This window comes from Methylomicrobium agile (assembly GCF_000733855.1).
Taxonomy (GTDB): Bacteria; Pseudomonadota; Gammaproteobacteria; order Methylococcales; family Methylomonadaceae; genus Methylomicrobium; species Methylomicrobium agile.
In genome coordinates this window covers 3,642,241-3,668,291 of record NZ_JPOJ01000001.1, presented here as the reverse complement: position 1 = coordinate 3,668,291, position 26,051 = coordinate 3,642,241, and the positions used below count along the sequence as shown (strand labels likewise).

Annotated in this window: 22 protein-coding genes and 1 pseudogene; 12 read left to right on the top strand and 11 right to left on the bottom strand. The window is 58.4% G+C overall.

Going from position 1 to position 26,051, the window contains the following annotated elements:
* Nucleotides 1-720: 720 nt before the first annotated feature.
* From sucD to CC94_RS0117080, 5 genes and pseudogenes are all read right to left on the bottom strand, one after another.
* Entirely contained in the window at nucleotides 721-1,608 is an 888-nt protein-coding gene (sucD, locus tag CC94_RS0117100; RefSeq protein ID WP_031431629.1) for a succinate--CoA ligase subunit alpha, read from the bottom strand.
* 9 nt (nucleotides 1,609-1,617) lie between these two features.
* On the bottom strand, nucleotides 1,618-2,817 hold the full coding sequence (locus CC94_RS0117095) for a malate--CoA ligase subunit beta (protein WP_031431628.1): 1,200 nt from the start codon (nucleotides 2,815-2,817) through the stop codon (nucleotides 1,618-1,620).
* A 25-nt stretch (nucleotides 2,818-2,842) separates the two neighbouring features.
* Nucleotides 2,843-3,792: pseudogene (locus tag CC94_RS21760) on the bottom strand (HpcH/HpaI aldolase/citrate lyase family protein).
* Between the two features lie 396 nt (nucleotides 3,793-4,188).
* Nucleotides 4,189-6,330, bottom strand: coding sequence for a sensor histidine kinase (locus CC94_RS0117085; RefSeq protein ID WP_245619777.1), 2,142 nt, complete (start codon nucleotides 6,328-6,330; stop codon nucleotides 4,189-4,191).
* A 14-nt stretch (nucleotides 6,331-6,344) separates the two neighbouring features.
* Nucleotides 6,345-7,049, bottom strand: coding sequence for a response regulator transcription factor (locus tag CC94_RS0117080; RefSeq protein WP_005371853.1), 705 nt, complete (start codon nucleotides 7,047-7,049; stop codon nucleotides 6,345-6,347).
* Nucleotides 7,050-7,227: 178 nt separating this feature from the next.
* Here CC94_RS0117080 and CC94_RS0117075 point away from each other — a divergent pair, with 178 nt between their 5' ends.
* The 5 genes from CC94_RS0117075 to CC94_RS0117055 all read left to right on the top strand — a co-directional run bounded on the left by CC94_RS0117075 (nucleotide 7,228) and on the right by CC94_RS0117055 (nucleotide 12,367).
* The gene (locus CC94_RS0117075) at nucleotides 7,228-7,758 is read left to right on the top strand and encodes a PspA/IM30 family protein (RefSeq protein ID WP_031431627.1); all 531 of its coding nucleotides are present in this window, start codon (nucleotides 7,228-7,230) and stop codon (nucleotides 7,756-7,758) included.
* Nucleotides 7,755-8,321 carry a hypothetical protein gene (locus CC94_RS0117070; protein ID WP_005371845.1) on the top strand — a complete coding sequence of 189 codons (567 nt, stop codon included), beginning with the start codon at nucleotides 7,755-7,757 and terminating at the stop codon, nucleotides 8,319-8,321. Before CC94_RS0117075 ends, CC94_RS0117070 begins: the two co-directional genes overlap by 4 nt.
* 11 nt (nucleotides 8,322-8,332) lie before the next feature.
* On the top strand, nucleotides 8,333-9,559 hold the full coding sequence (locus CC94_RS0117065) for a vWA domain-containing protein (protein WP_005371844.1): 1,227 nt from the start codon (nucleotides 8,333-8,335) through the stop codon (nucleotides 9,557-9,559).
* A gap of 259 nt (nucleotides 9,560-9,818) precedes the next feature.
* Nucleotides 9,819-10,985, top strand: a complete 1,167-nt coding sequence (locus tag CC94_RS0117060; RefSeq protein ID WP_005371842.1) for an aminotransferase class V-fold PLP-dependent enzyme — start codon at nucleotides 9,819-9,821, stop codon at nucleotides 10,983-10,985.
* Between the two features lie 407 nt (nucleotides 10,986-11,392).
* Nucleotides 11,393-12,367 (top strand): 2-hydroxyacid dehydrogenase, encoded by a 975-nt coding sequence (locus tag CC94_RS0117055; protein ID WP_005371840.1) that lies wholly within the window; start codon nucleotides 11,393-11,395, stop codon nucleotides 12,365-12,367.
* 91 nt (nucleotides 12,368-12,458) lie between these two features.
* Here the strand turns inward: CC94_RS0117055 and CC94_RS0117050 are convergent, their stop codons facing one another.
* Nucleotides 12,459-13,436, bottom strand: a complete 978-nt coding sequence (locus CC94_RS0117050) for a malate dehydrogenase (protein ID WP_005371838.1) — start codon at nucleotides 13,434-13,436, stop codon at nucleotides 12,459-12,461.
* Nucleotides 13,437-13,822: 386 nt separating this feature from the next.
* On the opposite strand from CC94_RS0117050, the gene CC94_RS0117045 reads away from it, so the two are divergent.
* The 7 genes from CC94_RS0117045 (at nucleotide 13,823) to CC94_RS0117015 (ending at nucleotide 21,021) form a co-directional block, all read left to right on the top strand.
* Nucleotides 13,823-14,680, top strand: a complete 858-nt coding sequence (locus CC94_RS0117045; protein WP_005371836.1) for an NADP-dependent methylenetetrahydromethanopterin/methylenetetrahydrofolate dehydrogenase — start codon at nucleotides 13,823-13,825, stop codon at nucleotides 14,678-14,680.
* 42 nt (nucleotides 14,681-14,722) lie between these two features.
* Nucleotides 14,723-16,069, top strand: coding sequence for a glycerate kinase type-2 family protein (locus CC94_RS0117040; protein ID WP_245549331.1), 1,347 nt, complete (start codon nucleotides 14,723-14,725; stop codon nucleotides 16,067-16,069).
* Nucleotides 16,070-16,145: 76 nt separating this feature from the next.
* Nucleotides 16,146-17,399 (top strand): serine hydroxymethyltransferase, encoded by a 1,254-nt coding sequence (gene glyA / locus CC94_RS0117035; RefSeq protein ID WP_005371833.1) that lies wholly within the window; start codon nucleotides 16,146-16,148, stop codon nucleotides 17,397-17,399.
* Between the two features lie 116 nt (nucleotides 17,400-17,515).
* On the top strand, nucleotides 17,516-17,746 hold the full coding sequence (locus CC94_RS0117030; protein ID WP_005371831.1) for a hypothetical protein: 231 nt from the start codon (nucleotides 17,516-17,518) through the stop codon (nucleotides 17,744-17,746).
* On the top strand, nucleotides 17,743-18,135 hold the full coding sequence (locus CC94_RS0117025) for a type II toxin-antitoxin system VapC family toxin (protein WP_005371829.1): 393 nt from the start codon (nucleotides 17,743-17,745) through the stop codon (nucleotides 18,133-18,135). Before CC94_RS0117030 ends, CC94_RS0117025 begins: the two co-directional genes overlap by 4 nt.
* Before the next feature lie 110 nt (nucleotides 18,136-18,245).
* A complete protein-coding gene (locus CC94_RS0117020) occupies nucleotides 18,246-19,919 on the top strand; it encodes a formate--tetrahydrofolate ligase (protein WP_031431626.1) in 1,674 nt (557 codons plus the stop codon).
* A 511-nt stretch (nucleotides 19,920-20,430) separates the two neighbouring features.
* On the top strand, nucleotides 20,431-21,021 hold the full coding sequence (locus CC94_RS0117015) for a DUF502 domain-containing protein (protein ID WP_005371822.1): 591 nt from the start codon (nucleotides 20,431-20,433) through the stop codon (nucleotides 21,019-21,021).
* Nucleotides 21,022-21,087: 66 nt separating this feature from the next.
* On the opposite strand, the gene CC94_RS0117010 is transcribed toward CC94_RS0117015, so the two are convergent.
* The 5 genes from CC94_RS0117010 to CC94_RS0116995 are packed head-to-tail and all read right to left on the bottom strand — an operon-like array spanning nucleotide 21,088 to nucleotide 26,050.
* Nucleotides 21,088-21,336 carry a (2Fe-2S)-binding protein gene (locus CC94_RS0117010; RefSeq protein ID WP_005371820.1) on the bottom strand — a complete coding sequence of 83 codons (249 nt, stop codon included), beginning with the start codon at nucleotides 21,334-21,336 and terminating at the stop codon, nucleotides 21,088-21,090.
* Nucleotides 21,333-21,725 (bottom strand): hypothetical protein, encoded by a 393-nt coding sequence (locus CC94_RS24850; protein ID WP_245619776.1) that lies wholly within the window; start codon nucleotides 21,723-21,725, stop codon nucleotides 21,333-21,335. The genes CC94_RS0117010 and CC94_RS24850 overlap by 4 nt, the downstream gene beginning before the upstream one ends.
* Nucleotides 21,726-21,745: 20 nt before the next feature.
* On the bottom strand, nucleotides 21,746-22,891 hold the full coding sequence (locus CC94_RS21755; protein WP_245619775.1) for a complex I subunit 4 family protein: 1,146 nt from the start codon (nucleotides 22,889-22,891) through the stop codon (nucleotides 21,746-21,748).
* Entirely contained in the window at nucleotides 22,888-24,480 is a 1,593-nt protein-coding gene (locus CC94_RS0117000) for a complex I subunit 4 family protein (RefSeq protein ID WP_005371816.1), read from the bottom strand. The genes CC94_RS21755 and CC94_RS0117000 overlap by 4 nt, the downstream gene beginning before the upstream one ends.
* Nucleotides 24,481-24,487: 7 nt before the next feature.
* Nucleotides 24,488-26,050 (bottom strand): proton-conducting transporter transmembrane domain-containing protein, encoded by a 1,563-nt coding sequence (locus CC94_RS0116995; protein WP_005371813.1) that lies wholly within the window; start codon nucleotides 26,048-26,050, stop codon nucleotides 24,488-24,490.
* Between the last annotated feature and the right edge of the window lies 1 nt (nucleotide 26,051).

Below are 26,051 nucleotides of genomic sequence, written 5' to 3'. Positions count from 1 at the left end.
AACGATTACCGTTTTTTTAAGGCCTTCGGAACGGGAGAAGCACTTGGTCGACTGACGGCACCGTAAATCAGTTTTCACCGAGCCTCATTGCCCGCAAAAAAACGTTTCCAAGGCGACCTGCGCCTGAAGGAAGCGGATCGCCATATTTAGATGTCATGAGGAACTGCCGGTCACATTGACGGGAGCGGAAAGCAATAAGGCAAAAAAAATGCCGCGCCAACGGAAAATCTGGCCCGGCATTTCTCCGAAATCAGAGGCAATCGTTATTATTTGGCAGACTCAGGCGCTGCTTCCGGAGCGGGAGCGGGAGCCGCTTCCGGAGCGGGAGCCGGGCGGGCTCGGCTGTCGGTGCGGGAGTCTGTGCAGGAGCGCTCGGAGCAGCCGCCGGAGCTGCGCCTTCCTTGGCCTTTTCTTCAGACTTTTGACAGCCTGCCAATAAGGCCAAGCTGACGATACCTGCTGCAAAGATATTCAAAATTTTCATATAGACTGTCCTAGAGGTTATATTCGTATTGTTATGTTATCAGCGCTACCCCTTATTACAGGATCGTAGCAGGCAATAACATATCAAATACCTAACGGCTTTACTAGAATCTTTAAGGATTAAGCCCATTCCCGCCGTTTGCCTGATCAAAAATACATTCAACCGAAAGAAGCACTCACCCTCAAAGTTCAGGCGAACCCAGCAACAAGTCCGCCCCATTGCCATAGACCGTGCGTCTATAGCTTCGCCAATACTTCGGCTACGGTCGCGCCCATCGCCGCCGGGGTCGGGCAGATCGTAACGCCGAGCTCCTTCAGCATCACGACTTTTTCGGCCGCGCCTTCGCCGGCCGAGGAAATGATCGCCCCGGCATGCCCCATCCGGCGCCCTTCGGGCGCGGTGAGTCCCGCGATATAGGCGACGACCGGCTTGGTCATGTACTCCTTCGCGAACAATCCCGCTTCGACTTCCTGAGGACCGCCGATCTCGCCGATCATCAGTACGACTTTGGTTTCAGGGTCCTGCTCGAACTTTTCGAGGATGTCGCGGTGGGAAGAACCGTTGATCGGATCGCCGCCGATGCCGACCGAGGTCGAAACGCCGATACCGAGACGCTTCATCTGATCGGCCGCTTCGTAGCCCAAGGTGCCCGAACGGCCCACGATGCCGACGTTGCCCTGCATATAGATATGGCCCGGCATGATGCCGAGCATCGAACGGCCGGGACTGATCGTGCCGGCGCAGTTCGGGCCGGTCAGGACCATGCGCTTTTCTTCCGGGAAGCGGCGTAGAAAGTTTTTGACCTTCATCATGTCCTGGGTCGGAATACCGTCGGTGATCGAGACGCAGTATTTGATGCCTGCGTCGGCCGCTTCCATGATCGAATCGGCCGCAAACGCCGGCGGCACGAACACGATGCTGGCTTCCGCGCCGGCCTTCTGCACCGCTTCTTTGACCGTATTGAATACCGGCAGGCCCAGATGGGTCTGGCCGCCCTTGCCCGGCGTCACGCCGCCGACGACCTTGGAGCCGTATTTGATCATATCCTCGGCATGGAACGAACCGATCTTGCCGGTAAAGCCCTGAACGATGATGCGTGTGTTTTCGTCGATAAAAATTGCCATCTTGATTCCTTAACAACCTTCTGTAGCGACCGCCTCTTTTGCGACGACCTGATTACGCGCCTGCACCGCTTTCTCGGCCGCTTCGGCCAGGGTTTCGGCGGTGATGATCGGCAGGCCACTTTCCCGGATGATCCGTTGCCCTTCCTCGACATTCGTACCGGACAAACGCACGATCAACGGTACCTGCATGTCGATTTTTCTGACCGCGTGCACGACGCCCTCGGCGATCCAGTCGCAGCGGTTGATGCCGGCAAAAATATTGACCAGCATCGCCTTCACGTTTTTGTCGGCCAGCACCAGACGGAACGCTTTTTCGGTGCGCTCGGCCGAAGCGCCGCCGCCGACGTCGAGAAAGTTTGCGGGTTCGCCGCCGGCCAACTTGATCATGTCCATCGTCGCCATCGCCAGGCCGGCGCCGTTGATCATGCAGCCAATGTCGCCGTCGAGGCCGACATAGCTGAGGCCACGGTCCGCGGCGGCCATTTCGCGCGGGTCTTCCTGGGTTTTGTCGCGTAGTTCGGAAATTTTCGGCTGGCGGAACAAGGCGTTATCGTCGAATCCCATCTTCGCGTCCAGCGCGATCAGCTCGTTGCTGCGGGTAACGACCAGCGGGTTGATTTCGAGCATGCTGCAGTCGAGCGCCCGCAAGGCCTTGTAGCAGCCTCGGATCGTCTTGACCGCATGGCTCATGATTTCGGCATCCAGGCCAAGCGCGAAGGCCATCTCGCGCGCCTGATAATCCAGAAGGCCGACCGCCGGTTCGATATGAATCTTGGTGATCGCCTCGGGGCGGGTTTTCGCCAGTTCCTCGATTTCCATGCCGCCTTCGGCCGATCCGATCATCACGATCCGTTCGGCGCTGCGGTCGACCAGCAGGCAGAAATACAGTTCTTTCACAATCTCGGTGCCCGCTTCGACATAGAGGCGGTTGCACACCTTGCCGGCCGGGCCGGTCTGGTGCGTGCGCAGTCTTTTGCCCAGCAGTTCTTCCGCCGCGGCCGCGACTTCGTCATGGGTTTTGCAGATCTTGATGCCGCCGGCCTTGCCGCGCGCGCCGGAATGGATCTGCGCCTTGACCACCCACAGATGGCCGCCGATTTCGCGGGCGCGCTGGACCGCGTCTTCCGGACTGTAGGCCAGACCGCCCTCGGCAATCTTTACGCCGTAGCCCTGTAATATGTCTTTCGCCTGATACTCATGAATATCCACGACTCTTGCCTCTTGCTTTCAGTGATTATTGGGTTTTCGCGGCGATCGCTTCGGCCGCTCTGACGACATTGTTCGCCATCCGTTCGGAAGCCGCATCGATCAGGCGCCCGTCCAGCGAGGCCGCGCCCTTGCCTTGCGCGGCCGCTTCCTGCAAGGCGGCCAGAATGCGTTTGGCTTTTCGACTTCGGCCGCGGGCGGGGTGAAAACGTCGTTGGCCAGTTCGATTTGCGACGGATGGATCGCCCATTTGCCTTCGCAGCCGAGTGCGGCGGCGCGGCGTGCGGCCTGCTGGTAACCTTCCGGATCTTTCAGATCGCCGAACGGTCCGTCGATCGGACGCAGGCCGTAAGCACGGCAAGCCACGGTCATCCGGCTGATCGCCGCATGCCACTGGTCGCCCGGATAGTCGGGATTCAACCCGCCGATGTTGACCGTGCGCGCGCGGTTGCTGGCCGCATAATCGGCGACGCCGAAATGCAGCGCTTCGAGACGGCCGCAGGTACCCTGTCTCGCAATGTCCTCGACATTGGCCATGCCGAGCGCGGTTTCGATCAATGCTTCAATACCGATCTTGTTTTTCAGGCTCTGTTGCATCTCCAACTGGTTCAGCATCGCCTCGACCATATAGACGTCACCGTAAACGCCGACCTTCGGAATCAGAATCGTATCGATTCTGGCGCCGGCCTGTTCGACCAGGTCGACCACGTCGCGCACCATATACTGGGTATCCAGTCCGTTAATCCGTACGGACAAGGTAATACCGTGGCCTTTCCAGTCCAGGTCATTGATTGCCTCGATCACATTCTTGCGCGCCTGCAGCTTGTCGTCGGGCGCAACCGCGTCTTCGAGGTCGAGAAAAATGTAGTCCACACCGCTTTTCAAGGCTTTTTCGAACATGCCGGGATTGGAACCGGGAACCGCCAGTTCGCAACGTTGAATACGCTGCACCGATGCCGTATATAAAGTGTGACTCATTATTGACTACCTGCCTGTACGTGCTTCTAAATAAAATGATCCGGCCGAATGGTCAATTGCATCCGCTTGTTCGGCCGCAAATAAATAAATCCACCATTTTACTTCGTGCGGACTCAAAGTCAACGACTGCCGGATTTGTTTTTCCGTTTCCGGAGAGAAAAGTCGGCATGCATTTTTCAACTCGATTTGTACGTATTCACGACTTAGGATCGGGTAGGAAATAACTTTTTGAAATTGATTGTTATGAGAAAGCGGATTGTTCACTCCCCTCTTTGGAAAAGAGGAGTCGGGGGAGATTTATTAAATAAATCCCCCTCGATCCCCCTTTTTCAAAGGGGGAGGTGTATTTGACGAAGTTCTCCTTTTTCAAAGGGGAAGTTGTTTTTGACGAAGCACTTAACGGCGGCATCGGCGTATCTCCCCGCCGTTTTCGGAAGTTTTATCAACCGGAAAATCGATCCTGAATTCTGCCCCCGGATCGCGATTAATAACGTCGATTCGTCCGTTCATGCCGACCGTCATTTGATGCGCCAAAGCGAGCCCGATCCCGGTCCCGACCGTCTCGCGGGTCAGTTCGTTTTCGGCGCGGTAGAAGAGTCGGAATATTTTTTTCAGTTGGTCTTTGGCGATGCCGGGACCGTAATCGCGCACCGCGAAGCGGATGCGCCCGCCGCTCAAGCGCTGGCAGGACACGTCGACCGCTTTAATGTCCGCCTTCGCGGAAAATTTGATCGCATTGTCGACCAGGTTGATCATGATTTGGACGAACCAGTCGGGATTCACCTTCAGTTTGGCCTGCGCCGCGTCTTGATCGACCGACAGCGTTAAACGAAAGCCGCTCCGTTCGATTTGGGTCGAGATTTTCGATTGGATGCCGTCGATCAGTTCGGCCACCGTCAGGCTTTGCAGCGACGGCTTGTTTTCGTTCCGGGTCATTTTGGCCAGTTGCAGCACGTTGTTGATCAGGCGGGTCAGGCGCTCGCTCTCATCCAGAATGAAGTCGTAATAGGCCTTTTTCTTGCCGTCGTCCACCCAGCCGGCCTGCAGCATTTCGCCGTACATCCGAATCGAGGTCAGCGGCGTTTTCAATTCGTGGCTGACCGCCGAAACGAAGTTCTGCTGCTGGTTGAGCAGATCGATCTGGCCGACGCCGAGCCGGTACATCCCATAAAAACCGGCTAAAAAGACGGCGCTCAGCACCGCGCTCAGCCAGATGATCACCCAGCCGCCCGGCCCGACCGGAAGCTGGGTGATGCTGAACACGAGCTGCAAGTCGCCGAACGGGTCGGGCAAGCGGTCTTGGTAAAGCAGCTCCCCTTCCAGTTCGGCGGCACTCGACAGATAACCGCGCGGCGCGCGACCGGCAAAGGCGGAGAGCACATTGCCTTGAAAAACGGTCAGCAGATCGCTCATCCGCGACAACGCGGTTTCCTGAAACGCCGCGTTGATCGTCCCTTGCAGGAAGGCATCTTTTTCGATCAGCAGACCCTGGATGTAGCGCTGGCCGTTCAACCAGACTTTGCGGAACAGCACGAACTGGCCGCTGTCCAGTTGGCTGAACTCGAAAGGATCGACGGCGCTTTCGAACGTGCGGATGCGCAAGGTTTTCGCCTCCGCTGACGCGGCTGGAGCCGCCGGGCGACCGGATGCTTCCGACGCGGCGACGGCGGGTGCTTCGGTGCTCCGCACCGGCTCGGGCAGGACGTTCTGTTCGGTGCGCGCCTTTTTGGGCGTCGCTTTCAACGCCTTGCGGACGCTCTCTTCGGGCCGTATCGGCACGGCTTCTTTCTGAAAGGTTTGCTTGAGTTTGATGTCTTCCAGGCGGCCCAGGGCGTTTTCCTGCTTGCCTTTGGCTGGCGCTATTTTTTTAAGCTCGTCAAAGATCGCCTGCCCCGTGCCGGCAGCAGGCGGGGCTGCTGCTGCAGGTTGTTGGAGTTTGCCGGCAACGGATCGGTCAAAAGAAACGGCATCTCGTTCATTTTCACGCATCTCCTTGTCTTGCCGCGCGGCCAATTCAGCGCGTTTACCACGATCTTTTTTTGCGCCGACGCCCGTGTGGTTTTTGACCAGCCGGTTCTCGCTCAATATCTGCCGAATCCGGTTCTCGAGGGCGGCCCGTTCGGACAATTCCCGTTCGGCAAGTCCATAGCGCCCAGCTTTATCGATATCTTCGGGCAGCAAAGGTGTCGATAAGCGGCCGGCCGCATCCACCTGGAAATAACCGATCGAGCCCGGGATTTCCGCTTGCACCGGGTATCGGGAAAGCGGCGAGCGCTGTAAAAAATTGGCCGCCGGCGCTCCGGCCACGTTCAGAAAGGCATAGTCGGTGAACGGCCTTTCCGCTTCGCCGTCGATCAGCCGGATCAGTTGGTTGTCGATCCGGCGGGTCAATTCTTCGGCCATCAGCCGATGCCGGTGAAAAGTCTCCCATTTCAAGCGGCTGTAGGATTGCTGGACGAGCACCGCGGTTGGGATCGCAAGGCTCAGGAAAAAAAGCAGCAGCCAGCGGCGGAGCCTTTTTTTATCCAGTCTTTTCAATCGGTTCCGCTTCATCACGGCGGCCCGATCAGCCGGTAACCGGCGCCGCGCACGGTGATCAGAAAGCGCGGTTCGGCGGGGTCGGTTTCGATCTTGCGGCGCAGTTTGGCAATATGAATGTCCACGGTACGGGTTTCGATCGCCAGATGATTCGCATAACCCCACACTTTCTGCAACAGTTCTTCGCGCGCAACCGGCCGGTCGGCATGGCGTTGCAGGTATTGCAGAATCTCGATTTCGCGCCGGGTGAACGAAAGCGCTTGCGCCCCGCGCCTGCCGGACAAGTTTCGGCAATCGATCGTCAATTCGTCGCCGAGCCGTATCGACGTTTCTTGCGCCAAGCCCTGACCGGTTCGGCGCAAGACCGCCTGCACCCGGAGCACCAGTTGCGCGACCGAAAACGGCTTCGCGACATAATCGTCCGCGCCCAGCGACAAGCCTTCGATGATGTCTTCGTCGTTGCTTTTGGCGGTCAGCATGATGATGGCTTGATCGCGGCTGTGTTCCCAAATCCGATTGCAAATCTCGAAGCCGTTCAGGCCCGGCAGCATCACGTCGAGCAGGACCAGATCGAATTTGCCGCCGAGCGCCTTAGCCAAGCCTTCGGTGCCATGGGCGGAAAAATCGACGTCGTAGCCGTGGTAGACGAACACGTCGATCAGGCCGGTGCGGATGGCGGTTTCGTCTTCGATGATCAGAATGCGCGGTTTGCGGGTCATGGCAGCGGCCTTGCCGGAAAATGTCGACAGTTTAGCAAGCCTGGGCCCGCTATCGGCAACCGAACTGTAAATATTTTGTAAATTCCGCGCCGAACGTTTTACCGAAGCGTGTCTGTTTACCGCCGCCCTTCGCGCCTAGACTGTGCCCGTCGAACATTATCAACACGGGAGGTGCCTCATGGCGCTGATTACACGACTGTCAAGACTGTTCCAGGCCGACATGCACGCGGTTTTGGACAAAATCGAAGAACCCGCGGCGCTGCTGAAGCAAAGCATCCGGGAAATGGAGGAATCCGTCCTGGCCGACGAGCGGCACGTGCGCATGTCGGAACACAAACGGCAGCAACTCGAAGGCAAACGCGATCAACTCGCGGAAACCTTGGCCGAGTTGGAGGAGAAGTGCGCGCTCTGTTTTCAATCCGGCAAGGACGAGCTGGCGCGGGCTTTCGTCAAACGCAAACTCGAAACGCTGCAAACGCAGAAATGGCTGGCCGAAAAGATCGTGGTCCTGAACGAACAAACGCGCCGTTTGACCAAGCGGCTCGCGGAGCATCAGGCGCAACTGGCGGCGATGAAACAGAAAGCCGAGGTCTTTCTGGAAAACGGCGCGGTTTCCTCGCATCCCTGGGAAAACCCGTCGGTCGTGGTCCGGGACGAAGACGTCGAAGTCGCTTTCCTGCAGGAAAAACAAAAATGGAGCGCGCCATGAACAAGCCTACGTTTTGGGAAGGTGTCGTAGTTGCCCTGTTCGCAGGCATCGCGGGCGCTGGCGGCTTTTATGCCTTCGCTGCACTTTGTTCCGGAGCAGTCGCGATTCGTATCGTGATCGGCGGCCTGACCTTCGTCTACACCCTTTATTTACTTGGCCGCAGCCCTGAGCGCGTCGGCCGGGCCACGGCCCTGCTCGCAGGCGGCCTCCTGTCGGCGGCGGTATGGCTGTTCTATCCGCCGCTATTCCTGTTTTTACTCGCGCACGCGCTTTATATCTGGCTGATTCGTGCGCTGTATTTTCATAGCCGCCTGTTTTCGTCCCTGGCCGACCTCGGTTTATGCCTGTTCGGCATCGCGTCGGCCTTCTGGGCATTCGATCGAACCGGCAGCCTGTTCATGACGGTTTGGTGTTTCTTTCTGATACAGGCCTTGTTCGGGGTCTTGTCGGGCGGAAATCCACAGGCCGCCGATGCAGCATTCCCCGCCGACGGCGAAGCCGACTTTAACCGCGCGTACCGGGCTGCGGAAGCCACCGTGCGCAAACTTTCAAACAGCAATTAGGAGACACGACGATGAAAACCCAACTCTTCGCCATCGGACTTTTTACTGCGACCGCGGCGACGGTCGCCTTTTTTCCGGCGGTCAGGCAAGCCGTCGCCACGACCGCGAAAGGATTCGAATCCTCTCCGGCAGCGGCCGATCCGGTCGCGCAGCCAATTTCAGCCCATCAAAAACCCGCGATCGAAGTGGTGTTCGTGCTCGACACCACCGGCAGCATGAGCGGCCTGATTGCCGCGGCGAAGGAAAAAATCTGGTCGATCGCCAGCACGATGGCGTCCGCGCAAACCGCGCCGGACATCAAAATGGGGCTGATCGCCTACCGCGACCGCGGCGACGCTTACGTTACCCAAACCGTCCCGCTTTCCGCCGATCTGGATTCGATGTACGCCAAACTGATGGATTTTCAGGCCGACGGCGGCGGCGACGGGCCGGAAAGCGTCAATCAGGCCCTGCACGATGCGGTGAACAAGATCGCCTGGAGCCAGAACCCTTCGACCTACAAAGTGATCTTTCTGGTCGGCGACGCGCCGCCGCACATGGATTACCCGAACGACGTCAAATACCCGGTCACCTTGGCGCAGGCCAAACAAAAAGGCATCATCGTAAACGCGATCCAGTGCGGACAGGACAGCGGCACGACCGCCGAATGGCGGCAAGTCGCCAGCCTCGGCCAAGGCAGTTATTTTCAGGTCGAGCAGTCCGGCAACGCGATTGCGATCGCGACGCCGTACGACAAAAAACTGGCGGAATTATCCGGCAAATTGGACAAAACCCGCCTCTTCTACGGCAACAAAGAAGAAAAAGCGAAACAGGCGGGCAAATTGGCCGCTGCCGAAAAAGTGCACAAGGAAGCCAGCACCGAATCGCAAGCGCGCCGGGCGGCCTTCAACGCTTCCTCCAGCGGTAAACGCAATTTTCTCGGCGAAAACGAACTGGTCGATGCGGTCGGCAGCGGCCGGGTAAAACTGTCCGACCTGCCGAAAGAAGCCCTGCCCGCAAGCCTGCAAGCGATGTCGCCGGCAGCTCAGGAAGAATTGGTGGGCAAGACGAAAAAGGAACGGAGCGAACTGGAAAGCGAAATCAAAAAGCTCGCCGAGCGGCGCAATGATTACCTGCGGGGAAAAGTGGCTGCCGAAGGTGGCAAAAAGGAGTCGCTGGACGCCCAATTGTACGGCGCGATCAGGCAGCAGACCAAAGACAAGGGCTTGGTTTACCGAGACGACAGCGCCAAGTATTAATACAAGTATTAAGCCGCGTAGGGCGGGCAACCGCTTCATCGTTGCCCGACTTTGGGCGGCGATCCTTTGGCGATATTACGATTATCGAAATCCACAGACAGATCGAAACATCCAAAATGTCGGGCACAAAAAGCGTGCCCGACCTACGGTACTATTGATGATTGCAATCCAGTATGTCATGATTAGCGGTTTTGAATTTTGGCGCATTTTGCCCAACTCCGCTCTTAACAACATTTAACTACCCTGACGAGGCAAATCCATGGCTGGTCGCAACCACCTTTATATTCCTGGCCCTACCAACGTCCCTCACGAAGTCCTGAGCGCGATGCACGCGCCGATGGAAGACCATCGCTCACCTAAATTTCCGGCGATCTTCAAACCTTTGCTCGAAGACATGAAAAAAGTCTTCCGGACCGAAAAAGGGCAATGTTTCATTTTCCCCGCGACCGGCACCGCGGGCTGGGAAATCGCGCTGACCAACACGCTGAATCCGGGCGACAAAGTGATCATCTACCGTTTCGGCCAGTTCAGCCATTTGTGGGCGGAAATGGCGAAGCGCCTCGGCTTCGACGTCGAAATCCACCAGGAAACCTGGGGCAAGGGCATTCCTCTGGACAAGCTGGAAGCGCGCCTGAAAGAAGACAAGAATCACGAAATCAAGGCCGTACTCGCGACCCATAACGAGACCGCGACCGGCGTCACCAGCGACATCGCCGGAGTCCGCAAGGCGCTGGATGCAGCAGGCCACCCTGCGCTGCTGTTCGTGGACGGCGTCAGCTCGATCGCCAGCCTGGATTTCCGGATGGACGAATGGGGTGTCGACGGCGCGATCAGCGGTTCGCAAAAAGGCTTCATGCTGCCGGCCGGCGGCGCGTTCCTCTGCTTCAGCCAAAAGGCCTTGAAAGCGACCGAAACCAGCCAATATCCGCGCTGCTTCCTGGATCTGCGCGACCAGATGAACCAGAACAAGGACGGCTATACCCCTTACACGCCGGCGCTGCCGATCCTGTACGGCCTGCGCAAGGCGCTGGACCTGCTGCTCGAAGAAGGCATGGACAATGTCTATGCGCGCCACCATCGCCTCGCCGAAGGCACTCGCCGCGCGATCGCGGCCTGGGGTATGAAGCTGTGCGCGCATCCGGGTTTCGAGTCGAACACCGTTTCCGCAGTCGTCGTGCCGGAAGACAAGGACGCCCGCGAAGTGATCAGCACCGCATTCAATAAATACAACCTGTCGCTCGGCGCGGGACTGTCCGAACTGTCCGGCAAGGTGTTCCGCATCGGCCACGTCGGCGACATGAACGACGTGTCGATGCTCGGCGCATTTGCCGGCGTCGAAATGGCGATGCTGGATTGCGGCTTCGACATCAAACCGGGCAGCGGCGTCGCGGCGGCAGTCGAATATTACCGTTCGACCGAAAAATAAAACGCATTGACGGTATATCGTTAGGAGTTACGCCCCACGGAGGGCGCTATTGCCGAGCGTAGGATGGGTACGACTGCATGGGCAGAGATTTGCTCCTCGACAACCGCTCCCTGCGTTGTCCTACCTCCTGTATCCCTACAGTCGTGCAATCTCTGCATTCACGCCATCCCTGGCGTTCATGCAGGAGGTACGAGCCCAAGGAAGGGCGAGGTAGATCGCGTCGGGAACACGCGATCGAGGGCAACGCAGGGAACAGTTGCCGACGACTGCACGGATGCGGGAGTTAGAGCGACGCATGGAGCAGTTGCCGAGAGGCGCCAGCCGAAACCCACGTTCAAAACCCATCAATAACCCATGTGGCGGATGCGCTTCGCTTATCCGCCCTACTCTAAGCATTAAGTTCATCGATGAGCAAACCCAAAGTCGTTGTTACCCGCAGATGGCCTTCGGCAGTCGAAGCGAAATTAAAAGAACTGTACGACGTTACCCTGAACGAATCCGACGTTCCGCTGACCGCCGAGGAACTGAAACGGGCGCTGCAAACCGCGGATGCGCTGCTGCCGACCGTGACCGATCCGATCACTGCCGACATCCTGCGGGTCCCGGACAGGAAAGCCCGGATCATCGGCAATTTCGGGGTTGGCTATAACAACATCGACATCGCCGCCGCCAAAGAGCAAGGCCTGGTCGTAACCAACACCCCCGGCGTCCTGACCGACTGCACGGCCGACATCGCGATGCTGTTGCTGCTCATGTCGGCCCGGCGCGCATCCGAAGGCGATCGCCTGGTACGCAGCGGCCAATGGACCGGCTGGGGGCCCACCCATCTGCTCGGACAGAAAGTCACCGGCAAGACGCTCGGCCTGATCGGCTTCGGGAGGATCGCCCAAGCAACGGCCAAACGAGCCCACCACGGCTTCGGGATGAGGATTCTGTTTTATACGCCGCGCAATGTACCCTCACAGGAAATTCTCGACGACGTAAAGGCAATCCGCTGTGCGACGATCGAAGAACTCCTGGGCGAAGCCGATTTCGTCTCCCTGCACTGCCCGGGCAGCGCCGAAAACCGGCATCTGATCGACGAGGCACGCTTGAAACGGATGCACCCGAACGCACATCTGATCAATACCGCGCGCGGCGATGTGGTCGACAATCAGGCATTGTGCAAGGCATTGAAAGAACGCTGGATCGCAGGAGCCGGACTCGATGTCTATGAAGGCGAACCGAACGTTTATCCGGGATTTTTGGAACTCGACAATGTCGCGCTGCTGCCGCATCTCGGCAGCGCTTCCGAGGAAACCCGGGCCGCGATGGGCAAGCGGGTGTTGGAAAATATCGAAATGTTTTTCGCGGGACAGGAGCCGCGGGACAGGGTGGCGTAACCGACAATCGACGAGTGCCAGTTACTTAAAACGTTGGGTTGGGTTACGCCTTCCGCTATCGCTCCAGGCTAACCCAACCGATTCGGGGAATTTACAGCAAATGCCGGATCGCGTCCCGCTCGTCCTTCAGCTCGGCCTCGCTCAGCTTCATCCTTTGCATGCTGAACTCGCTGATATCGAGCCCCTTCACGATGCTGACCTCGCCGTTGATTACCGTTACCGGAAACGAATACATCAGATCCCTTTCGATCGCGTAGCTGCCGTCCGACAGTACGCCCATGCTAACCCAGTCGCCTTCCGGCGTATCCAAGGCCCAGGTACGCATCTGGTCGATCGCGGCATTGGCCGCGGAGGCGGCGCTCGACAGGCCGCGCGCCTTGATCACCGTCGCGCCGCGCTGCTGCACGGTCGAAATGAATTCATCGACAAACCAGTCGCGTTCGACTAGGGACAGCGCATCCTGCCCTTTTACCTTCGCATGATGCAGATCGGGGTATTGCGTCGTCGAATGATTGCCCCACACCGTCATGTTCTTGACATCGGTAGTGAGGACACCGCATTTCTCCGCCAGCAGGCTGACCGCGCGGTTATGGTCGAGGCGGCTCATCGAGGAAAAATTCTCGGGCCCCAGTTCGGGCGCGTTCTTCAACGCGATCAGGGCATTCGTATTGGCCGGATTGCCGGTCACCAGGACTTTCACCTTGCGGCTGGCCACCTCGTTCAGGGCCTTTCCCTGCACCGAAAATATTTCCGCGTTCACTTCCAGAAGGTCCTTGCGTTCCATGCCGGGACCACGCGGGCGGGCGCCGACCAGAAACACATAATCGGCATTCTTGAACGCCGTACGCGGATCGTCGGTGGTTTCGATCCGGTACAGTAAAGGGCTCGCGCAATCCTGCAATTCCATCACCACGCCGTCCAGGACGTGCATCGCCTGCGAAACTTCAAGCAGATGCAATATGATCGGCTGCTCGGGACCGAACAGGTCGCCTGCCACCAAGCGAAAAAGCAGAGAATAGCTGATTTGGCCTGCAGCACCTGAAACCGCGATATGAACGGGTGTTTTCATGGGTTATCCCTAATAATTAAAATTTAGATGCGGAAAGTCTGATCGTTCGCGCCATTCTCATTGTTGTCGAGCCCTGTCAGTTTGAGTTTTATGATAACGTCAAGGCCTCACGCCCGCAAGCCAATTGATGACTCAGCCGATCAAGTACAGCCTCGGGTGCGATTCAAACTGATGTATAGAAAGACACTGTCCTTGCCGCACAAAGGGGCGAAACAGGGTATCTCGCGCGCAACTTCAGAAAAGCGGGACAGCAGGAGTCCAAAGCTGGCTTTTGAATCGCACCCTGCGGCCTCAGGCCGCTCAACAAGGAAAAGCTTCTCGGGTATAATAGACAGTCTTTTTTAACATTTGAATCCGGTCGCCTTCGGCCTCATCTCCCGAGTTCCATGAAAAAACTGCTTTTCCAATTCGATACCGACCCGCACCCCTCAGTCTTCGACACGGTCGTCGCCTATGACGGAGGAGCCGATCATGTAACCGGTTTCGGCGGCCTGACGCCCGACACGATTTCCGGCCTGGTCGAAGGCGCGATTTTTACGCGCCCTCCCAAAGACAAGAAAAATACCGCAATTTTCATCGGCGGCAGCGACATGATCGCCGGCCAGGATCTGCTGAAAGCGGTGCAAAGCAAATTCTTCCCGGGATTCCAGGTCTCGGTGATGCTCGACAGCAACGGTTGCAACACGACCTCAGCCGCTGCGGTCGCCAAACTGGCGGCTGGCAGCCCGTTGGCCGGTAAGAAAGCGGTCGTACTGGCCGGTACCGGCCCCGTCGGGCAGCGCGCCGCGGTGATGCTGAGCCTCGAAGGCGCCGAAGTCTCCCTGACCGGACGCAAGATGGACAAAGCCGCCGCCGCCTGCCGCTCGATGAAAGCCCGTTTCGGCGTCGACATCGTCCCGGTCGAAGCGGCCGATACCGAAGCGCGCGGCCGCGCGATCGAAAAAGCCAACATCGTGTTTGCGGCCGGCGCGGCCGGCATCGAGTTGATTGGCGCCGAACATTGGCAGGACAATCCCCACATCGAACTGATCGCCGACGCGAACGCCACCCAGCCGATCGGCATCGGCGGCATCGACGTGTTCGACAAAGGGGTGGAGCGCCACGGCAAGATCGTCTGGGGCGCGCTCGGCTTCGGGCCGCTGAAACTGGAGCTGCATCGTGCCTGCATCGCGAAACTGTTTACCGACAACAAGCTGGTTTTCGACGCGGAAAACATCTTCGAACTCGCCAAACAAATGGCTTAACGACCGCTCTTTCTCGATTTATCCGTGGAAAGCGAAGCGATTTTGGCAGCGCGCGATGATGCTCTCGCCCTCTTTCGGGCAGGCGTGGCGGCGGCCGACCCCTACCTGGCGGTCAAAGACTGCCTGTCGGCCGACCGGGATCGTTTGGCGATCCGTCTTGACATTAATGATCCCGGCAGGCAGCGCCTGGGCAAATGGCCGAAGATTCACCTGATCGCTTTCGGGAAGGCCGCCTGTGCAATGGCACGGGCCGCTGAAGAAATCCTTCCCGAGCCGTTATGGGCCGGCAGGGGCATCGCGGTCACAAACTACGAAAACGTCGCCGTCCTGAACCGCAGCGATGTCTTCGGCGCGGGCCATCCGCTGCCGGACGCGGCGGGCCTTGACGCCGCCCGCCGGATTGCCGAAAAAGCCGGCCGCACCAAGGCGGGCGAGCTGGTGTTGACGCTGGTCAGCGGTGGCGGTTCGGCGTTGATCCCCTGCCCGGTCGAATCCGTTTCCTTAACTGATAAATGCGAGGTAACCGGTTTCTTGCTGGCCAGCGGTGCCACGATCGACGAAGTCAACTGCGTGCGCAAACATCTGTCGCAGTTGAAAGGCGGCGGACTCGCCAAGCTCGCCGCGCCGGCCGACCTGCATGCGTTGATCCTATCCGATGTACTCGGCGACGATCCGAGCGCGATCGCGAGCGGCCCGACCGTGCCCGATCCGAGCACGTTTGAAGAGGCAATTCGTATTTTACGAGCGAGACACATCTGGGAACGGCTTCCCGGCACGGTCCGCGCCTATTTGCAGAACGGCGCACGCGGGCAAGCACCTGAAACGCCAAAACCTGACGATCCCGTTTTTGAGAAAACCGGCCACACGCTGATCGGCAGCAATGCGATCAGCCTGAAAGCCGCCGCCCAAACCGCGGAGCAGCTCGGCTACCGAACCGTCATTTACAGCGATCATTTGTGCGGTATCGCGCGGAATGCCGCCGAACAATGGGTCAAAACGATCGCCGCTAATGGACAAATCCGCCAGCCGACCGCCTACCTTGCCGGCGGCGAAACCACGGTCCGCTTGACCGGCAACGGGCGCGGCGGCCGCAATCAGGAAATGGCGCTGGCGTTCGCCCTGGCCGCCGAAAAACACGGGCTCGATGCCGACTGGGTTTTTCTGAGCGGCGGCACCGACGGCCGCGACGGTCCGACCGATGCGGCCGGCGGGCGGGTTGATGCCGGTTCGCCGGCGCGGATGCGCGCGCAAGGCATCGAGCCGGAAGCCTTGCTCGACAATAACGATTCTTATCACGCGCTGCAAACTTCCGGCGATTTATTGTTCACCGGCGCGACCGGCACCAATGTCGCCGACCTGCAGATCCTGCTGATCCGCCCGAAAACCTAACGCCGGCCGCGGATAACGCTTTGCACGGCCACCCTTAAGCCCTACAATATTCCACAATTAATTCAAGGAGATTTGCATGTTTGATAAATCGATGACCATCGAAGGCTTCGACGATGAATTATTCCAGGCGCTCAAAGAAGAACGCCGCCGCCAGGAAGACCATATCGAGCTGATCGCTTCGGAGAACTATTCCAGCCCGCGCGTTCAGGAAGCGCAGGGCACCGTACTGACCAACAAATACGCCGAAGGCTATCCGGGCAAACGCTACTACGGCGGCTGCGAATACGTCGATACCGTCGAACAACTGGCCATCGACCGCGCCAAGCAGCTATTCGGCGCCGACTGGGCGAACGTGCAGGCGCACTCCGGCTCGCAGGCCAACGCCGCCGCCTATATGGCGCTGATCAAGCCGGGCGACACCATTTTAGGCCTGGCGCTATCCGACGGCGGCCACCTGACGCACGGCGCCAAACCGAATTTCTCCGGTCAAATTTACAACGCGGTGCAATACCATCTGGATCCGGCCACCGGCCTGCTCGACTACGACCGGATCGAGGCCCTGGCGCGCGAACACCAGCCGAAAGTGATCGTCGCCGGTTTCTCGGCATATTCGCGGATCATGGACTGGAGGCGTTTCCGCGCAATCGCCAACGCGGTCGGCGCTTACCTGCTGGTCGACATGGCGCACGTCGCGGGCCTGGTCGCCGCGGGCTTGTACCCGAACCCGGTGCCTTACGCCGACATCGTCACCACCACCACGCACAAAAGCCTGCGTGGTCCGCGCGGCGGCATCATCCTGGGTAAAGCCAATCCCGAGCTCGAAAAGAAAATCAACTCGATGATCTTCCCCGGCATCCAGGGTGGCCCCTTGATGCACGTGATCGCAGCGAAAGCGGTCGCATTCAAGGAAGCGATGGAGCCGGAATTCAAAACCTATCAGCAACAGGTGATCAAGAATGCACAAGCGATGGCGAAAGTCTTCATCGAACGGGGTTTCGACGTGGTTTCGAGCGGCACCGACAACCATCTGATGCTGGTCTCGCTAATTCCGAAAGGCATTACCGGCAAGGCCGCCGACGCCGCGCTCGGCAAGGCCCACATCACGGTCAATAAGAATGCGGTGCCGAACGACCCGCAGTCGCCGTTCGTAACCAGCGGCATCCGGGTCGGCACGCCTGCCCCCACTACGCGCGGCTTCAAGGAAGAACAGGTAATCGAGGTCGCGCACTGGATGTGCGATGTAATGGAAAACATTGAAGATGAAAACGTGATTGCGGCGGTGCGCGAGAAGGTCGCGGCCCTATGCACGCGTTTTCCAGTGTACGGCTAGGCATACAGCTAGGCACACCTCAATTTGGGACAGTTTTATCGCTTCCCTCGCATTTTGGACAACGACCAGTAGTTGTTGTCCATTATCATATTTTCACCATGCTCAATTGAATCATTATGCATACCACATACAGACTGCAAGCCAATGAGCTGAATGAAGATTTCATCAACTCCTTGAAAGCCCTGTTTCATGACAAAACGATCGAAATAGCGGTTTCCGATGCGGTAGCGCAACAAGGAGAAAATGCACCGTTAATGCTGCGTAAAGCGGGCGCTTTGGCCGGGCGCATCAAGATCGGCGACGACTTCGATGCGCCATTACCGGACTTCGACGAATATCAGTCATGAAGTTGCTGCTCGATACGCACATTCTGCTCTGGTATTTGGAGAACGACCCGAAATTACCTGATACCTGGAAACGATACATCGAAGACCGGCATAACAGCATTGCCGTCAGTATTGCCAGCCTATGGGAGATCGCTATCAAGATTTCGCTCGGAAAATTAGAGCTTCTGGACGATTTATCTACCGTTGAAAGCGTTCTGCATCAACAAGGAATAACCCTTTTACCGATTAAAACATCGCACTTACTGCAATTACTGAATTTGCCTTTTCACCATCGCGATCCTTTCGATCGCTTGATTATTGCTCAAGCCCAAGTGGAGCAGTTGTCCGTTGTCACTCATGATTCTCAATTTGCGCAGTATTCAGTTTCAATGTTACCCGGAGCTAGTTAACTCTCTATCCAGGGATACGCTCGGTGCCATAAAAATCAATTTTCAACCTTAAATTAGACTTTCCGGCTATTTATTCCAACCCTGGCCGGGTCTGCAACAGGAAAAAATTCATGTCCGACATAGAAATCGCCCAACAGGCGAAGATGAAGCCGATCATCGGCCTCGCAAAAGAGCATTTCGGCATCGACGCCGAACATCTCGACCCGTACGGCCACTACAAAGCCAAATTGTCGCTGGATTATGTGAACAGCCTCGGCGGCAAGCCGGACGGCAAACTGATTCTGGTCACCGCGATCAGCCCGACGCCGGCCGGCGAAGGCAAAACCACCACCACCGTCGGCCTCGGCGATGCGATGAACCGGATCGGCAAAAAGACGATCATGTGCCTGCGCGAGCCCTCGCTCGGCCCCTGCTTCGGCGTCAAAGGGGGAGCCGCCGGCGGCGGCCATGCGCAGGTCGTGCCGATGGAAGACATCAACCTGCACTTCACCGGCGATTTCCATGCGATCGGCGTCGCGCACAACCTGCTCTCGGCCCTGATCGACAACCATATCAACCACGGCAATGCGCTAGGCATCGACCTGCGCCGGATTCAATGGAAACGCGTCGTCGACATGAACGACCGGGCGCTGCGGAATATCGTGCTCGGCATGGGCGGCCCCGCGAACGGCTATCTGCGCGAAGACGGCTACGACATCGTGGTCGCCTCGGAAGTGATGGCGATCCTCTGCCTCGCGACCGACATCACCGATCTGAAGGAGCGGCTCGGCCGGATCGTGATCGGCTACAAGACCGACAACAAAACGCCGGTCTACGCGCGCGACCTGAATGCGCACGGCGCGATGGCGGCGCTGCTGAAAGACGCGATCAAGCCGAACCTGGTGCAGACGCTGGAAAACAACATCGCGATCATCCACGGCGGCCCGTTTGCGAACATCGCGCACGGCTGCAACACGGTCACCGCGACCAAGACCGCGCTGAAGCTGGCCGATTACGTGATCACCGAAGCCGGCTTCGGCGCCGATCTCGGCGCCGAGAAATTCGTCGACATCAAATGCCGGATGGCCGGCCTGAAGCCATCGGCGGTGGTGCTGGTCGCGACGGTCCGGGCACTGAAATTCCACGGCGGCGTCGCGAAGGAAGACCTGAACCGGGAAAACCTCGGCGCGCTCGAACAAGGCTTCGCGAACCTGGAACGGCATTACCGGAACATCACCGAACATTACGGCCTGCCCTGCGTGATCTGCATCAACCATTTCACCTTCGACACCGAGGCCGAACTCGACTTACTGCAGGACAAATGCCGGACGCTCGGCGCAGTCTGCATCGCCTCGAAACACTGGGCCGAAGGCGGCAAGGGCGCCGAACGGCTCGCGCACGCGGTCGCCGAGACGGCCGACCGCCACCTGGATGGCTGCCGCTTCGTCTACGACGACCATTTGAGCCTGTGGGAAAAAATCGAAACGATCGCGACCAAGCTGTACGGCGCGGCCAAAGTCACCGCGAACGCGAAAGTAAAGGCCCAGTTGGCGGCCTGGAACGGCGACTACGGCCGTTTCCCGATCTGCATGGCGAAGACGCAGATGTCGTTTTCGACCGACGCGTCGATCAAGGGCGCCCCGTCCGGACACACGGTCGAAATCAGAGAAGTCAGATTGGCCAACGGCGCGGGCTTCATCGTCGCGATCGCCGGCGATATCATGACCATGCCGGGCCTGCCGAAAGTGCCGGCGGCGGAGAAGATCGACATCGACGAAAACGGACGGATCAGCGGGTTGTTTTAGAGCATTTTCGCTTTGGGAACAAGGCCTTCGTAAGGAAAACACGTCATTCCGGCCGGGATTGCCGGCATCCAGAAACCCAGGCGGGTTGGCTCTCATACCTCCCTGTACCCTGGATTTCGGCAATCCCTGCCGAGATGACGGCTGGACTTAACGGTATTGTGCACTTATACGCGATATGAAAATGCTCTAGATACTCAAAAACGTTGTGCATGGCCGGCCGGGGTCTTTTGCTCCGGCCGCCAAATCGATTTTGTCTCCTTGTCTTCATGCCGTTAAAACAAGAAGGCGACAACGGCAATACCTCCCTTCGTTTTTGTGTACGAACCGGCCTTTTTCCGGACGAAGCCGACCGATGACGGAATTTTCTATCAATGATGAAATTTTCTACTGGCGTCGAGCCAACGGCTTCGCTAAAGTAAATTCGAGCCGGCCGTGATTCCGTGCGCTGCAACGAAGCGAAATGGCCGCATCATTGATGTCTCATACAAGCACACACAAAGGGGAAAACTCGATGGCAAGCAAACTTAAAACGCTGGTAAATGATGTTCTGATCGGCATAGTCGGCTTCGTTCCGATCGTGCTGATCTTTCAGATCATTGTCTATGTTCAGCGTGCGTTGAAGAATTTCGTGTTGCTGGTACACGGCAAATACGACAATTCTCTGGTGACCATCGTCCTGTTCGCCGCCGCGATCGGCCTTTTGGCCTATTTCGGCAAATTGCTGAAACAGGACAGAGCGCATTTGCTCTATTATCTGGAATCGCTAATCCAGAGAATCCCGATCATCGGCAGCATTTACCGGGTTACGCGCAAATTGCTGCGCTTGTTTCTAACCGCCGAGGAATCGCAACTTCGCGAAGCGGTTTACGTCGAATACCCCAAAGATGGCATGTGGGTACCCGCCTATGTCACGAACCGCATCGGCGATTGCTATATTCTTTACATCCCTACCTCTCCCAACCCGACATCCGGTTTCACGGTGATGGTGCACAAATCCAAGGTGATGCAATCACAGATGAACATCGAAGAGGTTTCGAGTTTCGTCATCAGCGTCGGCGTCGATTTCGCGAAGTCCGAAGAAGCCAAAACCCTCTATAAATAACCGGGGTACAGGGGCAATGCCGTTAACGCCGGGAGTTCCCAACGGGCTCCCGGACCGAAGCCGCCCTCAAGGGATGATGGGCGGACATATCGAATCCGGACGCCCGCCCAACTCGGCCAGCAAATCCGATACCGCGCGCTCGCAGGCTCCGCATCCCGCGCAAACGCCGGTCAGCCGGGATATATGCTCCAGATCACCGATCCCCCGACCGACCAGCGCCCTGATCTTCTCTCCGGTAGTCCCGCTGCAATGACAGATAACGTCGGTTTTTCCGGCCGGCCTGCTCTCATGCATCTCGAAATTTCCATTTGTCATTCGCGGGTTTCCGGATCCGGTACCTCCGGATCGAAACCGGAGCCGTCCATCGCCGGCGGTTCGAGCAAATGATTCAGCCAGACTTCGGCTGCAGCCCGTTGATTTTCCAGAACCGTATCCGGCCACAGGCCGAATGAGAGGACCAGCATGCCGAGCACGCAAAGAACGCCCAGCTCGCGCGGGCGCAAATCCTGCAATTGCCTGACCGCGGCGCTTGTCGCCGGTCCCAAGAAGGCCTGGCGCGTGAACGACAGCATGTAAGCGGCGCCGAGAATCGTTCCGGCCAGCGCGGCAATGGCCAGGCTCGGATGCGAGGTCAACGCGCTGACGATCATCAGCAATTCGGCCGGAAAACCGCTGGTTCCGGGTATTCCCAGGCTGGCCAGCATAAACAGCAAATAAAAGCCGGTCAGCCGGGCACCGCCGTGGCGAGCCCGCCCATGTGCACTTTTTCGTTACTGCCGAGGCGGTGATGAATAAAGCCGGCGATCAGCATCAAGGCGCTTCCTTCGATCGAGAAGTTGACCAGTTGGAACAACGCGCCCTGGATTCCCTGTATATTCAGCGAAGACAGCCCCACGATGACCAGCCCGATATGGCTGATGCTGCCATAGGCCAGCAAGCGGCGCAAATTGCTTTGCTGCATAGCGACCAACGCGCCGTAGATCAGCGTGACCGCGCCGATGATGCCGAGCGCCCAGTTGTATTCGACCGCCGAAGCCGGCGCCAGCGGCATCGCGAAGCGGATGATCCCGTAAACGCCCAGTTTAAGCCCGGTCAACAGAGCGGTCATTTGAGTCGATCCTTCCATCGCTACCGTCGGCAGCCAGGTATGAAAAGGCGGCAAAGGCGCTTTCACCGCGAAACCGAGCATCAACAGAATGAACACCGCCGTTTCCGTCCGTCCCGACAACGGCGTGGCCGACAGCATCGGCAGACTGAACGACAGATCGCCCGGAATATGGCCCTGGATCGTGTCGGCATGGTTGAACGCAAGCAGAATGATCGCGAACAGCAGCGCAACGCCGCCGAACAGCATCACCAGCGTGTATTTCATGGCGGCTTCGCGCCGTCCGGGACCGATGCCCCACAAGCCGATCAAAAAGAAAATCGGCACCAGGGTCAGCTCCCAGAACAGAAAGAACAGGATCATGTCCATCGCGGTGAATACGCCCATCGTCACGCCTTCGAGCGCGAGCAGCAGCGACAGGTGAAAACGCGGCAGGCGCTGCACCGAATTCCAGGTCGCCAGCAAAGTCAGCAAGGTCAGCAGCGCCGACAAGGGCAGCAGCAGAATCGATATGCCGTCCGCACCGAGAAAGTAATTGATATTCAACCGTTCGATCCAGGCATGATGCTCGACCCACTGCAATTCGTTGCCGCTCTCCGCTTGAAACCGGCCGGCAGCGGCGAGCGCAACGGCCAGCTCCAGACCGGCGACCGAAAGAGCGCTCCATTTGGCGGCCTGGAGGTTCCGCACCAGGCCGACCGCCGCCGCCCCCAGCATCGGCAGCCAGATCAAAATACTGAGCAAGGGAAACTCCGGCATATTCATGGCTGCTGTTCTTCCTCGAATTGAACATTATCGGACCCGGATATTCCCGCCGGGTGATCATGCGGCATCGAGCTGTGAATCGGGTAGCCTTTCGTGATCAGCGCGGCGTCCTGGTCGACGAGCCTGAGCCAGGGCCGCATGTAAAATCCCGTCCCGATCAGCAAAGTGCAGATCACAAGCGTGATCAGACGCTCTTTCAGCACCGGATGGTGCAGGCTCGAATAAGGCTGCGCGAAACGCCTGGAAGTCGCCAGAAAAATGCGCTGGAAGGCCCAGAGAATAAATGCCGCCGCCAGCAGGTTGCCGGTCAATATCGCGATCGCGAGCAGCCAGCCGTGCTCTTCGACGGTGCCCTCGATGATCAGATGCGTGGCATCGAAACCGGGCGTGCCGGGTTTGACCAGCGTGCTCAAGGCCGAAATCAGGAACAGCATGCCCAGGGTCAGATTCGAATCGAACAAACCGCCCAGCCTCGGCATAACCGCGGTGCCGGTCCGTTCATAGATCAGGCCGACGCTGAACAGCATCCCCGCCGTCGCCAGGCCGTAAGCGATGGACAGCATGATACTGCCTTCCAGGCCGAAATCGTTGAAACAGAACAACCCGATCACCAGAATGCCGGTCTGGCTGATGACCGCAAAAGCCAGAAGGCGCCGGATGTTGATCTGCAGTAAAGCCATGACCGCGCCATAAAAAATACTGATCAGCGCCAAGGTCAGCACCAGCCCCGACCAGTCTTCGGCCACGCCGGGCAGCAACGGCAAAATAAACCGGAGAACCGCGAAAATTCCCAGCTTCAGGCCCGCCAGAAAAATCGCGCAGCTCGCGACCGTGCCCTGTTCGGCCAGGATCGGCAGCCAACCGTGAAACGGAAACAGCGGCATGCGCACCGCAAAGCCGTAAAACAGCAGCACAAATATCAGCGCCTCGTCGTGGAGATAGGCGTTGTTCCGCTTGATCGTCAGCCAGTCGAAAGTCAACGGATGCTCAGAATCGATCAGGCCGAAACCGAGCAGCAGAAATCCGGCCAGAGTCATCAGCAAAGCGCTGCCCCAATATTGCAGGAAGCGGTCGACCGCCCACCGCCGATGCAGGCCGGTACCGCAGTGCAGCGTCAGGTAAATGACCGGAATCAGCTCCAGCGCGCTCCATAGCCAGAACTGCATCACGTTCAAAGACGCGAAAGCCCCGATTAAAATCGCCTCGTAACCGAGCACGCAGGCCACGAAAGTACGGCCGTGATAACGCTTCTGCGAGTGCGAAAAGATATAGTACATCACCAGAAAAGCAATGACTGCGGTCAACGGAATAAACAGAATATTGACCCCGTCGACGCCCACCGCATAGCTCAATCCGGCAAAGTGCATCTGTTCGACCAGATGAAGGCCGGATTCCTCGGCATCGAACACCAGCAACAGATAAACGCTCAATAACACATTCAGGCACGCGCCGGCAAACCCGAAGCGAAAGGCGGCCGGCAAGGTGCGCGTACAGAATACCGCGGCCATCGCGGCAAGCGGGACCAGCGTCATCGCGGTCAGGACCGGAAAAGCCGCCGCGGCGGCCCAGGGGTTAACGGGAAAATGCATCGGGGCCTCAGAATGCGACCAGCAGGGTGACGAACACAAACAGTACCAGATAACGGGGCCTTAAAATATACGCTTCGAAGCGGTTGGCGGAACGCCCCAGACGCCTGCCGAAATCCGACACGCTTTTGCCGTAGCCGCGCAGCATCAAGCGGCTTTCAAGGCCGTGAATCAGCGCCGCCGTCCATTCGGCCAGTTTGCCTGCCAGGCCGCTGCCTTGCGCAAACTGCTCGGAATCGTTATCCAGGCGTGCACCGATCTTTTGCTCTTCGTACTGAGCCAGCGAAGAAATCGCGTTGATCGCCGGCGCCGGCGAGCCCAGCAGCGGATCGATGATGGAATCGTCGAAATAGCGAAGGTCGTGCGACAGCCGGCCTATCGGCCTGACCAACAGGCAATCGGTCAGCGAGTCCAGCCAGAAACGCTGCAGCGAGGCGGTATAAAGCCAATACTTTTTAGCCAGGACTGGCCCGACCGGTTTGACCGGCGTGCCGTGGATATTGTGCAGCAGCGACGGCGCGCTCAGCAATTGATAGGCGCGGACGACCGCGTGCGCGCATAAATGCCACTCCGCCAACCGCCACAAGCCGAGCCCGCATTCGAAAAACATCAGCCCCAATTGCACCGAAACGGCGGTAACCAGCGAGGTCTTGATATCGGTCTGGGTGAGCCCGAGCAAATAACCGTGCACCGCGGTGACGCCCCCGGCCACAATCAGCAACCCCATCGCAAAAGGCGACGCTTCGAAGAGCGGCTCCAGCAGACAGACCAGAAAGATGCCGGCATGCACCATCACCGAGCCGTAAAAGACCGCACTCGACGGCGTCGGCCCTTCGAGCGCGCGCAGCAGCCAGGGAGTAAACGGCACCTGCGCGGATTTGACGAATGCCGCGACCGCGAAACAAGTCGCGATGCCGGCCGCCTCCCCCGACGGCAACTGCGCGGCCAGCGCATTCAATCTCGTCCAATCGACGCTTTCCGCGAAGGCGTAGCTGAGCCCGATCCCGATCACGAAAGCCGCATCGCCGACCCGGCTGGTCACGAAGACCCGCGTCGCGTTAGCCGCGGCGGCCGGACGGTCATGCGCGTAGGCGATCAACAGATAGGAGCAGAGGCCGGCGATTTCCCATCCCATAAACGTAGCGGCCGCGTTGCCGGCCAGCACAAGCCAGTGCATCGCTCCGGTAAACAGCGTCAGCACGAAAAAGAAACGGTGAAAGCCGGCTTCCTTGTGCAGGTAATTCACCGAAAAGCGCAGCACGATCGCCTGGAGGGTCCCGAACAGCGCAGCGAGCCGGGGGCCGATGCCGTGCGTCGAAAAATTGAACGAAATCCGCAATGTATCGCTTTGCAGCCAGGTTCCCAGATTGAACGTACCGCGGTTCATGCCCAGCATGTCGGCGGCGCACAGCGTCAACGCCAACAGGCAGGACATGGTGACGGCCCAGAGGGCGATGCCGGAGGTCACGCCTTCCTTGTCCTCGCCGGCCAGCCAACCGAACAGAATGCCGAGCCCCATGATCGCCGCGGCGCCGAAAGGCAGTAACGGAATCAAAATGACTAACGAATCCATG